We start from the raw sequence: 12,433 nt of genomic DNA, 5'->3' as shown, positions 1-12,433 counted from the left end.
TCACATGTGGGGAACGTTGTCGGGGATGTCGTAGAACGTCGGGTGCCGGTACACCTTGTCGGCCGACGGCGCGAAGAACGGGTCCTTCTCGTCGGGGCTCGACGCGGTGATGTCGGCGGCCTTGACGACCCAGATGCTGACGCCCTCGTTGCGCCGCGTGTAGAGGTCGCGGGCGTTGCGCAGCGCCATCTCGTCGTCCGCCGCGTGCAGCGATCCGACATGCACGTGGTTGAGTCCCCGCTTGCCGCGGACGAACACCTCGTACAGAGGCCAGCCTCCGGCCTGCTCGCCGCTCATGCCGCCACCTTCCTCGTCGCGAGCTTCGCCGCGTGTGCCGCGGCGGCTTCCCTGACCCATGCGCCGTTCTCGTGCGCGGCCCTGCGGTGGGCCACGCGCTGTGTGTTGCACGGGCCGTTGCCCGAGACGACGCGCTTGAACTCGGCCCAGTCGATGTCGCCGAAGTCGTAGTGCCCTCGCTCGGCGTTCCACCGCAGGTCGGGGTCGGGCAGTGTGACTCCGAGCGCCTCGGCCTGCGGCACGGTCATGTCCACGAACTTCTGCCGCAGTTCGTCGTTGGTGTGCCGCTTGATCTTCCACGCCATCGACTGCCCGGTGTGCGGAGAATCGGCGTCGGGAGGACCGAACATCATCAACGACGGCCACCACCAGCGATCGGTGGCGTCCTGCACCATGCGGCGCTGCGCCTCGGTGCCCTTCATCATCGTCATCAGCAGCTCGTAGCCCTGCCGCTGGTGGAACGACTCCTCCTTGCAGACGCGGATCATCGCGCGGGCGTAAGGCCCGTAGCTGCTGCGGCACAGCGGAACCTGGTTGCAGATCGCCGCGCCGTCCACGAGCCACCCGATCACGCCGACGTCCGCGAACGTCAGCGTGGGGTAGTTGAAGATCGAGGAGTACTTCTGCTTTCCCGACACGAGTTTCTCGGTCAGCTCAGCCCTGTCGGCGCCCAGCGTCTCGGCCGCCGAGTACAGGTACAGCCCGTGCCCCGCCTCGTCCTGCACCTTCGCGAGGAGGATCGCCTTGCGGCGAAGCGACGGCGCCCGCGTGATCCAGTTGCCCTCCGGCTGCATGCCGATGATCTCCGAGTGGGCATGCTGGGCGATCATGCGGACCAGCGTCGCGCGGTAGGCGTCGGGCATCCAGTCCCTCGGCTCGATGCGCTGGTCCTTCTCCAGCGTCCGCTCGAAGTGTTCCTCGAGGTTCATCGCTCACTCTCCTTCGCGACCAGCGTGAGCACGTCGTACTTGGCCACCGACTCGCCCTCGGCGTTGGTGACGTCGGTGTCCCACCGGACCTCGCCGTAGTCGGCGTTCTCTCTCGGCGTGATCTGCTTGCAGGTCAACGTCACCGTGAGCGCATCGCCCGGCTTGACCGGGGTGAGGAAGCGCAGGTTCTCCAGCCCGTAATTCGCGAGCACCGGACCCGGCTCCGGGGAGACGAACAGTCCCGCCGCGAACGACACCACGAGGTAGCCGTGCGCGACGATGCCGCCGAACAGCGGGTTCGCCTCAGCGGCCTGCTCGTCGGTGTGGGCGTAGAAGGTGTCGCCGGTGAACTCGGCGAAGTGCGCGATGTCGGCGTCGGTCACGGTGCGGGGGCCCGCCACGACCGAGTCGCCGATCCGCAGCTCGGCCAGCGACTTGCGGAACGGGTGGACGCCCTCCGACCTCGGTGCGCCCTGCACCCAGCTGTTGCCGACCGCCGTGAGCACCTTCGGGCTGCCCTGCACGGCCGTGCGCTGCATGTGGTGCAGCACGCCGCGGATGCCGCCCATCTCCTCGCCGCCGCCGGCGCGGCCGGGACCGCCGTGGACGAGCATCGGGAGGGGCGAGCCGTGCCCCGTCGATTCCTTCGCGTCGTCGGCGTCGAGCACGAGCAACCGCCCGTGCCACGGCGCCACGCCGAGCACGACCTCACGGGCGAAGTCCGCGTCGCCGGTGACGACCGAGCCGACCAGGCTGCCCTGCCCGCGTGCGGCCAGCTCGATCACCTGCTCGGTGGAGGTGTAGGGCAGCAGGGTCGAGACAGGGCCGAACGCCTCGACCTCGTGCGGCTCCGTCCGCTCCGGATCGTCGGCCCGCAACAGCACCGGCGACAGGAACGCGCCCCGCTCCGCGTCGGCGCCGACGACATCGACGTGGTCGGGGTCGCCGAACACGATGCGTCCCGCGTCCTTCAGCGCCTTCAGCGACCGGCGCACCTCCTCGCGCTGTTCGAGGCTGGCGAGCGCACCCATCCGCACCTCGGGGTTCGACGGGTCGCCGACGCTGATCCGCGCGAGCCGCGCGCAGACGGCCTCCTGCACGTCGTCGATCAGCTCGGCCGGTACGAACGCGCGGCGGATGGCGGTGCACTTCTGCCCCGCCTTCACCGTCATCTCGGCGACCAGCTGCTTGACATAGAGGTCGAACTCGGGTGTACCCGGCTTGGCGTCGGGGCCGAGGATCGCGCAGTTCAGCGAGTCGGCCTCGGCGTTGAACCGCACCGAGTTGCGCACGATCACCGGATGCGACCGCAGCCGCGCCGCCGTGGCCGCCGACCCGGTGAACGACACGAGGTCCTGCCCCGTGACGTGATCCAGCAGGTCGCCCGCGCTGCCGCACACGAGCTGGAGCGAACCCTCGGGAAGCAACTCGGAGCCGATCATCAGCTCGACGAGCCGCTCGGTGAGGTAGGCGGTCTGGCTTCCTGGCTTGATCAGGGTCGGCACACCGGCGAGGAACGCGGGCGCGAACTTCTCCAGCGGTCCCCACACGGGGAAGTTGAAGGCGTTGATCTGCACGGCGACCCCGCGAAGCGGGGTGCAGATGTGCCGTCCGACGAACGTGCCGCCCTTGCCGAGCGGCTCGACGGGGCCGTCGAGGTACACGGTGTCGTTGGGCAGCTCGCGCCTGCCCTTGCTGGAGTAGGAGAAGAGGACCCCGATGCCGCCGTCGATGTCGAACTTCGAGTCGCCCAGCGTCGCCCCTGTCCTCGCCGACAGCGCGTACAGCTCCTCGCGGTGCTCACGCAGGTGCGAGGCGAGCGCCTTCAGCAGCGCGGCGCGCTGGTGGAAGGTCAGCTCACGCAGCGCGGGCCCGCCGACCCGCCTCCCATACTCCAGCGCCGCGCCCATGTCGATACCCGCCGACGAGATGCGCGCGACCTCCTCGCCCGTCGCGGCGTCGTGCAGTGGCGCGCCTTCGTCGGCGGGGGTGTGCCAGCGCCCGCTGACGTAGCTGCGCAGCAGCCGCGCCTGAGCGGATGGCGTCGCGTGCGTCCCCATCGGACCTCCTCGAATTACCAACCGAACGTTCAGGAAGTTATCGTAGCGTGGAGCTGCCCCTCGCGGAAGGACCCGCTCCGGTCAGCTCCAGTCGTGAAAGCCACGCCCGCTCTTGCGCCCGAGTTCCCCTGCGGCGACCTTGTCGCGCAGCAGTTTCGGAGGAGCGAAGCGCTCACCCAGCGTGGAGTGCAGGTACTCGGCGATGGCGAGCCGCACGTCGAGCCCGACGAGGTCGGTGGAGCGCAGCGGCCCCATCGGATGCCGGTAGCCGAGTTCCATGGCGGTGTCGATCGCCTCGGCGTCGGCGACACCCTCCTCCAGCATCCGGATGGCTTCGAGCCCGAGCAGCACGCCGAGCCTGCTCGTCGCGAACCCGGGAGAGTCACGCACCACGACGTCGGTCTTGCCCAGCGCGCGAACCCACCCGCGGACCGAATCGGTCACCTCGGCCCCGGTCTCCGGCGCCGTCACGACCTCGACGAGCTTCGACGCCGGCACCGGATTGAAGAAGTGCATGCCGAGAAACCGGCCGGGCTCACGCAGCGCCGCACCGAGTTCCGCGATGGACAGGGAGCTGGTGTTGGTGGCCAGCACGGTGCTTTCCGAGACGACCTTCTCGGCCCTGGTGAGCACGTCCACCTTCAGTTCGGGCCGTTCGGGAACCGCCTCGACCACCAGAGCGACGTCCCGAGGCACCCGCGCGAGGTCCGCGAACACGGCGACGCGGTCGAGCACCACCGAGGGCTCCTCGGCCAGCTTCCCCCGCTCGGCCGCCTTGGCCAGCCCGTCGGCGACCCGCTGCCGCGCCGCGGCGACCGAGGACTCATCACCCTCCACGACCGACACGGCCGCCCCCGACGCGGCGAACACCTGCGCGATTCCCGCGCCCATCCGACCTCCGCCGATCACCGCGACCGAATCGGGTACCGCCGTCACTTCGTCCACCGTGGTCTCCTACCTCTTGACACCCGAACACCCGCTGGCTTTACTGAGTCCACTTATTTACCGTCCATTCGGTCAGTTAGCAAGGCGGTGTGCCTGACGTGGTGGAACCCGAGCCGGCCCTTTCGGATGCGGCGAAAGCCATGCTCGACGCCGATGTCGCGTCGGCGACCTTGGGGATCACCATTCTCAAGGCGTGGGACGGTCAGGCCGTCGCCCGCATGAGGGTGACGGAGCAGATGGTCAACGGGCACGGCATCGCCCACGGCGGGTACATATTCCTCTTCGCCGACACCACCTTCGCGCACGCCTGCAACAGCTACGGACCGATCACAGTCGCTGCGGGAGCCGACATCTCGTTCGTCGCCAGCGCAAGGCTCGGTGACGAACTGGTCGCCACCGCAGAGGAACGCACCCGCTACGGCCGCAACGGCATCTACGACGTCACCGTGCACCGCGAGACGGCCGAAGGGCGCGACGTGATCGCGGAGTTCCGGGGACGAAGCCGCACGGTCGGCACGATCTGACAGCACCGAGGAGAGTTCCGGCATGACCATCACGCACAGCGACGTGCCCCCGGCCCGGCATCCCGAAAGGGCACCGGCCGAGGGTGAGCTGTTCCTCCCCGAGCGGCTCGGGAAGGACGAACTGCGCGCCCTCCAACTGAAGCGTCTTCAGTGGACTCTTCAGCACGCCTACGACAACGTGCCGTTCTACCGCAAGAAGTTCGACGAGGCAGGCGTGCATCCCGGTGACTGCAAGGAGCTGAGCGACCTCGCGAAGTTCCCCTTCACCACCAAGCACGACCTGCGCGACAACTACCCGTACGGCATGTTCGCCGTTCCGAAGGAGCGGCTGCGGCGCATCCACGCGTCGAGTGGAACCACCGGAACGCCGACCATCGTCGGCTACACGGAGGAAGACCTCGACACCTGGGCTTCCGTGGTCGCACGGTCGATCCACGCCGCGGGCGGGCGGCCTGGCGACACGGTGCACGTCGCCTACGGCTACGGCCTCTTCACCGGCGGCCTCGGTGCCCACTACGGCGCGGAGAAGCTCGGCTGCACGACGATTCCCGCGTCGGGCGGGATGACCGCACGGCAGGTGAAGCTGATCACCGACCTCAAGCCCGAGATCATCATGGTGACGCCGTCGTACATGCTCACGCTGCTCGACGAGTTCGAGCGTCAGGGCATCGATCCGCGCACCAGCTCGCTCAAGGTCGGCATCTTCGGAGCCGAGCCGTGGACCGAGCAGATGCGCCGCGAGATCGAACAGCGGGCGAACATCGACGCCGTTGACATCTACGGTCTTTCCGAAGTGATGGGCCCCGGTGTCGCACAGGAGTGCGTCGAGACCAAGGACGGCCTGCACATCTGGGAGGACCACTTCTACCCCGAGATCGTCGATCCACTCGACTCTGTCGTGCTCGACGACGGTGAGACAGGGGAACTCGTGTTCACCTCGCTCACCAAGCAGGCCATGCCCGTGATCCGGTACCGCACCCGCGACCTCACCGCGCTGCGGCCCGGCACCGCGCGCCCCGCCTTCCGGAGGATGGACAAGGTCACCGGCCGCAGCGACGACATGATCATCCTGCGGGGCGTCAACGTCTTCCCGACCCAGATCGAGGAGATCGTGCTCGCCACCGACGGTCTCGCGCCCCACTTCCAGATCCGGCTGAGCCGCAAGGACCGCATGGATCGCATGACCGTGCTGGTGGAGTCCGAAACCGGCACCCCTGCCGACCGGCGCGACGCCGCGGCGGCCGAGATCGTCGCCAAGGTCAAGAACGACGTCGGTGTCAGCGTCGAGGTCGAGATCGTCGAGCCCGAGACGCTCGAACGCTCCGTCGGCAAGCTCAGGCGCGTCATCGACCGACGAAAGGACTCCTGAGCGGGCCGGGGGATAATGTCGCCATGACCGACACACCGCCGAGGAGGCCCGGAAGGCGAGGCAGGCCGGGCTACGACCTCGAGTCGCTGCTCGCGGTTGCGGTCGAGCTGTTCAACGAGCGCGGCTACGACGGCACCAGCATGGAGGACCTCTCCCGCAAGCTCGGCATCACGAAGTCGGCGATCTACCACCATGTGCGGAGCAAGGAGGAGCTGCTCCGGCTCGCCGTGAACCAAGGACTCGACGGCCTCTTCGCCGAGGTGGACGCGCTCGACGCGGTCGAGGGAAAGGCCATCGACAAGCTGGAGCACCTGGTGCGGGCCAGTGTCGGTGTCCTCGTCGAGCAGCTGCCGTTCGTGACCCTGCTGCTGCGGGTGCGCGGCAACAGCCAGGTGGAGCGCGACGCGCTCGCGCGCCGCAGGGAGTTCGACCAGATCGTCACCGACCTGGTGAGCAAGGCCGCCGCGGACGGCGACCTGCGGCCCGACGTGGACCCAGCCACCTCGGCGAGGCTGCTGTTCGGCATGGTGAATTCGCTGGTCGAGTGGTATCGGCCGCGCCGGGGCGTCGGTGCGGACGCACTCGCCGACGCCGTGGCCACCGTGGCGTTCGACGGTCTGCGGATCCGCGCGGACGACGCGACCTAACCCGCGTCGTCCGCCAGCACAGCCAGCAGGGCGAATCCGCGTTCCGTGGCCGTGTACAGCACGCTGTGTCCTTCCCTTCGGCTCACGACGAGGCCGTCGGAGCGCAGGCGCGCCAGGTGGTACGACACGGTGGCGGGGCTGAGCGTGTGCCGGGACGACAGTTCCGACGTCGAGCGAGCGGTCGTCAGGTCCGACAGCAGGGCAAGGCGGCGGGGACCGAGGGCCGGGGTGCCGGGTACGGACGCGGGTGACGTGGCTGGCGGCGACCAGACGGTGCCTCTGCCCCGCGCCGGGTAGCCGATCAGGACTTGCTCCGGGGTTCCGTTCCACAGTGCGGGCCACGGCAGGAACACCGAGGGAAGCAGGATCAGCCCCGGCCGCACGTCCACCGTCGCCTCGTAGGGGGTGGCTCGGGTCAGCCTCGCGCCGTCCCAGTTCAGGGTCGGATGCAGGCCGTCGAGGATGCCGCCGAACCCCTCTCTCGCCGCGCGGGCGGCCCGATGGCGGACATCCTCGTCGAGCACGCGGCGCAGGGCGGGCCACGACTCGGCGAGGACTGCGTCCCAGCAGCGTCGCAACTGGTCGGCGGCCACCTCGGCCACAGCGCGTTCCCCTCCACTCGCGAGCACTTCGGCGACCGCGCGAGGCAGCCGGGTGCCGAACGCGCGAGCGAGCTGGTGGCCGACCACCTCGGGCGGTGTCGCCGCCACGGCCGCCAGTTCCGAGTCCAACGCCGGTTCGTATCCGGCGGGTGCGGGGACGAGGAAGTCGGGAACATAGCAGCCGTCGGGCTCCACCAGCGCGAACACCAGGGCGACGGACTCCGGATCGAGCCTCGGCCGAACCGATCGCACCCAGCCGACCGCGAACGGCGCCCTGTCCGGATGCGTCAGCACCTCCAGCGCACATGACAACTCAGCGAGCCTGGACACCGCGAAACGCGACCGCGCGAAAGGTTCCGGTCCCACGTGCAGGGTCAGCATGACGCCACCTTCCGCCGGTTCACACCGATCCTGGCGCCGATTCGAGGATCGTCGAATCTCTCGCTCGAATGATCGTTGGTCTGCTCGACTTCGCCGTGCAGCATCCCAGACCCGTTCGGAGGCGGTCATGACGAAACCGGTACGCAGGCGTGTTGTCCTTCTCGGTGGCGTGGCCGCCGGACTGAGCACGGCACTCGGCACCACCACGGCCACGGCCACGGCATCGGTGCGGACGGCGGCACGGGCGGCAGGCTTCGCCACCAGGCAGGCGGGGCCGTTCGAGATCATCGCGCTGCTCGACGCACACGGCCCCTTCTTCCTGCCCCTCCGTGAATCGTTCGGGGCGGCCACCGACGAGGTGTGGGCGAGGGCCGAGCGGGTCGATCCCGGCGCGTTCGGCCCCGACGGTGCGTGGAACCTCGACTTCCGCTGCTTCGCCGTGCGCCTCCCCCTCGGTGGTGTCGCGCTCGTCGATGCGGGAGTCGGCCCTGCCTCAAGCCCGGCGAAGTCGTGGGCTCCCGTGCCCGGGGTCCTCCTCGACCGGCTGGCCGAGGCCGGGATCGCACGCGACGACGTGCGGCTCGTGGTGCTGACCCACCTGCACGAGGACCACTTCGGCTGGTCGGTGTCCCCCGATGGCGTTCCGTACTTCCCCAACGCGCGCTACGTCGTCCAGCGAACCGAGATCGAGGCGTTGGAGCGGGCAGGTGACGACGTGGTGCTGTCGTACGTGGTGGAACCGTTGCGGCGGACCGGGCAACTCGACGCTGTGGACGGCGAGGTCTGCCTCGGTCGCGCTCGCGGAGGAGCGGTCTCGACACTGCCCACCCCGGGACACACGCCGGGGCATCAGTCGGTGCTGGTCCACGGGTCCGATAGCCGGGTGGTGATCACGGGAGACGTCCTCGTGCACGCCGTTCAGCTCGTGGAGCCCGAGGTGTCCTACCGCTTCGAGGCCGACGAGGTTGTGGCGCGCAGGACGAGGCTGGCCCTCCTCGACGACACGCGGCGCAGACCGACGTGGCTGGCGACCGCACACCTGACCCGGCCGTTCGTCCGTGCCGACGAAGGCGGGTGCTGAGCAGGAACGCCCGAACATGTACAACCCCGCGCTCGCCGGCGGCGGCACGGTGTCCGCCGCACACCGTGCCGCCCGCCCGTACGGGAAGTGCGGACACGCGTGCAGGAAGTGCGGACACGACTTGAGCGAACCCGCCTCCGAAACGCGAGTTACTTCCTAGAATGCCGGTGACGCGCAGGAACCAGCGCGCACGATCCTGGGGAGGAACGTGGAATTCCGCAAATCGAGAACACTGACCTGGTTCTCGCTGGGGCTGATCGTGGTCGGGGCCGTCGGCACGGTGTTGTTCGTCGGCTGGTTGCTTGGCGAGGGGGGACGGCGAACGAGTCTCATCCTCATTCTTGCGCCGTTCGTGCTGCTCATGGGCCTGCTGGGGTTGGTCGCCACGCTCGTGCCCCTGAAGCTGCGCATCGACGAGTACGGGCTGCGGGTGCGCAACCGGCGGGAGCGGGTGAGCCTGCCGGACCCGGTGCCGTGGCAGGTGTTCGACGCGGTCACCATCGAACCCAAGCCGGGCGAGCAGGACAAGGACCCCTATCTCATCGTGTGGCCCAAGGGGCCGGTTCCCGGGCTTCCGGCCGAGCGGGCGATCACCAGGGACGGCGCCGTCGGGTTCCCCGTGGTGAGTCTCGGCGATCTGACCGAGCCTCCCGAGGCACTGACAAAGGCGCTGCGCCACTACGCGGGGCCGCTGTTCCGGGAAACGCCCGCGCGGCACGGCACCGGCTGAAGCACACGACGTCAGCCCGCGTTCGGCGAACGGTCCCGACCGAAGTCGCCGGTTCGTCTACAACGGACAGCGAGGGGCCTTCTCGCCGCACGTTGCGCCGGTGGTGTGCACCGGTGCGGTAACCGTTGATCTTGCAGACTCCCGCTCGCTACGCTTCGCCCGCCGTGCGATTCGACCTGGGGAGAGCGCCGTGACACCGTTCCGTCGTAGGAGCCTGCTTGCCTCGGCCGCGCTCGCGCTCGTCGCCGCGTTACCGGCGACGACCGCGACCGCGGCGCCTCAGAACACTCAGGCCACTCCGCACTTCAGCACCGTTGACGACCCCGCGATGGACGCACCACAGCAGCACACCGCCTACGTGCTCTTTCAGGGCGGGCACCGCGAAAGCCTGAACGGGATCACCTACCACTCGTTCCGCATTCCCGCGATCGTGCGCACCAACGCGGGCACCCTGCTCGCTTTCGCGGAAGGCAGGGTGAAGAGCAACCAGGACCACGGCAACATCAACCTCGTCTACAAGCGCGGCGTGAACAACGGCTCGAAGGCTTCTGACTGGTCCGGGCTCAAGGAAGCCGTCGGCGCAGGCATGGGCACCTGGGGCAACCCGACCCCCGTCGTGGACCGCGCCACCGGCACCATCTGGCTCTTCCTGTCCTGGAACGCGGCGGACAAGAGCCTCGGCGGCGGCACCAACCCCGACACCGGTGAGCCGACGTCCCCGATCCGGCAGTGGGGCGAGCGGCGCGTGTACGCCATGAAGAGCACCGACGACGGCCTGACCTTCACCGGGCTCGACGGCTCCTCGCGGCCCACCGACCTCACCGAAGCGCTCCTGCCGAAAACGAAGGCCGACGGCAGCACGTGGGCCTGGGACGCGATGGGGCCGGGCGCCGGTCTCTACACGTCAGGCGGTGCGCTTGTGATCCCCGCCCAGCACCGCAACATCTACAGCACCGACCACGGCCGGACCTGGAAGGTGCAAAAGCTCGCCGAGGGAACCGGCGAGGCGACGATCACCGAACTCGCCGACGGAACCCTGTACCGCAACGACAGGCCCGGCGGAACGACGTGGGCCGAGATCGCCAAACGGCGGTTCGTCGCGAGGGGCGGCCTCGACAGCGGATTCGCACCGTTCACGCCGGACGACACGCTGCTCGATCCGAAGAACCAGGCATCCGTCCTTCAGTACAACAACGACGCGCCTGCGCGCACGATCTTCCTCAACTCGGCGAGCACCGAGGTCCGTACCAAGATGCGGGTGCGCCTCAGCTACGACGGCGCCCGCACCTGGCCGGTGAGCCGCCCGCTCAGCGACGGCCCCTCAGCGCCGGGAGCGGGCACCGAAGGTGGCTACTCCAGCATGGCCAAGACCTCCGACTACCGCATCGGCGCGCTCGTGGAGAGCAACCTCGACGTCGGCGACAGAACCTCGGCACGCTCCATCGTGTTCCGGAAGTTCAACCTCTCCTGGATCCTGCACGGCTGCGCCTGTTGACGGCGGTTCGAGCCTGCCGCAACCGGCTGAATCCCGATTGAACCCGCTGTCAGCACCTCACCCGAGACCCCTGAGGAGCCCCTCCGCGAGGCTCTGTCCTTCGCGGGCGCCGGGCGGGACCGCGACGATCGCGCTCCCCGTGTGCTCGATGAAGTCGTTGAGCCGGTCCTTCTCCGCGAGCATCCGTTGTGTCTCGACGAACTGCTTCTCCGGGTCCCGCACGTAGCAGCAGAACAGCAGCCCGGCGTCCAGCCGCGAGTGGTTCTTGTGGCCGTCCCCGTGGCCGTGCTCGCCGGTGCCCTCGCCGTGCTCGTGTGATTCGCCACCGACGATCCCGTAGTCGTAGGTGTAGCCACGGCGCAGCATGGGCATGCCGGACGCCCGCCGGATGTGGGCGTCGGCCGGGATGACGAGCTTGCCGTCCGGCGCGCGGGCTGTCAGGTCGGCCGGGTCGAACTCGGCCGATGCACCAAGCGGAGCGCCGTCCGATCGCCGCCTTCCGATGACCCGGTCCTGCTCGTCCAGCGGGGTGAGGTCCCATTCGGCCGTCTTCATACGGATCTTGCGGAAGACCAGGTAGGTTCCGCCAGCGAACCACTCCGGCTCCTCCGGCGATCGCGCCCACACGATGTCGTCGAACGCGGGCGTCCCCGGCTTCGGGTTTGCCGTCCCATCCTTGTGGCCGAACATGTTGCGCGGTGTTCCGCCGTCCGGAGGAGTGCTGAGGAAGCCGTACTGAGTCCAGCGCAGCGTCGCGAGGCCGGGCATCCGCGCTCGCAGCGACCTCACGGCGTGGCTCACGATCTGCGGATCGTCGGCGCAGATCTGGATGAGAACATCCCCACCGCACCACCACGGATTCAGCGCGTCACCGTCGAAGATCGGCAGCGGCGTGAGGTGGCGGGGCCTGCGAGCGGCCAGTTCCGGAATCGCGAACACGGCGGGCCCGAGGCCGACCGTCACGGTGAGCCTCGCGGGAGGCAATCCCGTGCCGAAATCGGTGAGGGACGAGGTCCCCTTCACTCCCGAGTCCCGCTCAGGAGGAGGATCCCCCCGGGTCAGGGCCGCCGCCGTGAGTGTCAGTTCGTCCAGCAACCGCCGCAGCGTCGCGACGTCACGGGAGGCGAGATCGGCGGCGAGGAACGTCGCGTTCCGTTGTTGCCTCGTCGCGATTCCGGCCTGGTGCTTGCCATAGAACGGCACGATCTCCTTCGCCGGTTCCGTGCCCGCAGCGGGTTCGGCCAGCCCGTAACCCGCGAGGGCACCCGCCGCCGTGGCCGCGCCTGCCGTGACGAGCACCGAATTGACGAACGCGCGCCTCGGTACCTCGCCCTTCTTCTTTCCGACCGACATTCGCTTCCCCTTCTCCATGC

Annotated in this window: 12 protein-coding genes; 6 read left to right on the top strand and 6 right to left on the bottom strand. The window is 69.1% G+C overall.

The window, feature by feature from the left end; translation table 11 throughout:
• The 4 genes from paaB to SACXIDRAFT_RS17335 form a co-directional block, all read right to left on the bottom strand.
• On the bottom strand, positions 1-297 hold the full coding sequence (gene paaB / locus SACXIDRAFT_RS17350; RefSeq protein ID WP_006239927.1) for a 1,2-phenylacetyl-CoA epoxidase subunit PaaB: 297 nt from the start codon (positions 295-297) through the stop codon (positions 1-3).
• Positions 294-1,226, bottom strand: a complete 933-nt coding sequence (gene paaA / locus SACXIDRAFT_RS17345) for a 1,2-phenylacetyl-CoA epoxidase subunit PaaA (RefSeq protein WP_006239926.1) — start codon at positions 1,224-1,226, stop codon at positions 294-296. The genes paaB and paaA overlap by 4 nt, the downstream gene beginning before the upstream one ends.
• Complete coding sequence (gene paaZ, locus SACXIDRAFT_RS17340; protein WP_006239925.1) at positions 1,223-3,286, bottom strand: phenylacetic acid degradation bifunctional protein PaaZ; 2,064 nt, start codon at positions 3,284-3,286, stop codon at positions 1,223-1,225. Before paaZ ends, paaA begins: the two co-directional genes overlap by 4 nt.
• A gap of 81 nt (positions 3,287-3,367) precedes the next feature.
• A complete protein-coding gene (locus tag SACXIDRAFT_RS17335; protein WP_006239924.1) occupies positions 3,368-4,231 on the bottom strand; it encodes a 3-hydroxyacyl-CoA dehydrogenase family protein in 864 nt (287 codons plus the stop codon).
• A gap of 140 nt (positions 4,232-4,371) precedes the next feature.
• On the opposite strand from SACXIDRAFT_RS17335, the gene paaI reads away from it, so the two are divergent.
• The 3 genes from paaI to SACXIDRAFT_RS17320 are packed head-to-tail and all read left to right on the top strand — an operon-like array spanning position 4,372 to position 6,771.
• A complete protein-coding gene (gene paaI / locus SACXIDRAFT_RS17330; protein WP_050987035.1) occupies positions 4,372-4,755 on the top strand; it encodes a hydroxyphenylacetyl-CoA thioesterase PaaI in 384 nt (127 codons plus the stop codon).
• A gap of 22 nt (positions 4,756-4,777) precedes the next feature.
• Entirely contained in the window at positions 4,778-6,124 is a 1,347-nt protein-coding gene (gene paaK / locus SACXIDRAFT_RS17325; RefSeq protein ID WP_006239922.1) for a phenylacetate--CoA ligase PaaK, read from the top strand.
• 23 nt (positions 6,125-6,147) lie between these two features.
• On the top strand, positions 6,148-6,771 hold the full coding sequence (locus SACXIDRAFT_RS17320) for a TetR/AcrR family transcriptional regulator (protein WP_006239921.1): 624 nt from the start codon (positions 6,148-6,150) through the stop codon (positions 6,769-6,771).
• Here the strand turns inward: SACXIDRAFT_RS17320 and SACXIDRAFT_RS17315 are convergent.
• Positions 6,768-7,754, bottom strand: coding sequence for an ArsR/SmtB family transcription factor (locus tag SACXIDRAFT_RS17315; RefSeq protein ID WP_006239920.1), 987 nt, complete (start codon positions 7,752-7,754; stop codon positions 6,768-6,770). The two genes, SACXIDRAFT_RS17320 and SACXIDRAFT_RS17315, sit on opposite strands and share 4 nt — an antisense overlap.
• Before the next feature lie 127 nt (positions 7,755-7,881).
• On the opposite strand from SACXIDRAFT_RS17315, the gene SACXIDRAFT_RS17310 reads away from it, so the two are divergent.
• From SACXIDRAFT_RS17310 to SACXIDRAFT_RS17300, 3 genes are all read left to right on the top strand, one after another.
• Positions 7,882-8,835, top strand: coding sequence for an MBL fold metallo-hydrolase (locus SACXIDRAFT_RS17310; protein ID WP_006239918.1), 954 nt, complete (start codon positions 7,882-7,884; stop codon positions 8,833-8,835).
• A 208-nt stretch (positions 8,836-9,043) separates the two neighbouring features.
• A complete protein-coding gene (locus SACXIDRAFT_RS17305) occupies positions 9,044-9,565 on the top strand; it encodes a hypothetical protein (RefSeq protein WP_006239916.1) in 522 nt (173 codons plus the stop codon).
• Positions 9,566-9,755: 190 nt separating this feature from the next.
• Positions 9,756-11,060 (top strand): sialidase family protein, encoded by a 1,305-nt coding sequence (locus SACXIDRAFT_RS17300; RefSeq protein WP_006239915.1) that lies wholly within the window; start codon positions 9,756-9,758, stop codon positions 11,058-11,060.
• A gap of 57 nt (positions 11,061-11,117) precedes the next feature.
• On the opposite strand, the gene SACXIDRAFT_RS17295 is transcribed toward SACXIDRAFT_RS17300, so the two are convergent.
• Positions 11,118-12,413, bottom strand: coding sequence for a Dyp-type peroxidase (locus SACXIDRAFT_RS17295; RefSeq protein ID WP_006239914.1), 1,296 nt, complete (start codon positions 12,411-12,413; stop codon positions 11,118-11,120).
• Between the last annotated feature and the right edge of the window lie 20 nt (positions 12,414-12,433).

This window comes from Saccharomonospora xinjiangensis XJ-54 (assembly GCF_000258175.1).
In the GTDB taxonomy this organism is placed as follows: Bacteria; Actinomycetota; Actinomycetes; order Mycobacteriales; family Pseudonocardiaceae; genus Saccharomonospora; species Saccharomonospora xinjiangensis.
Note: the sequence above shows the minus strand (reverse complement) of the source record. Positions and strands in the feature narration are given on the sequence as shown.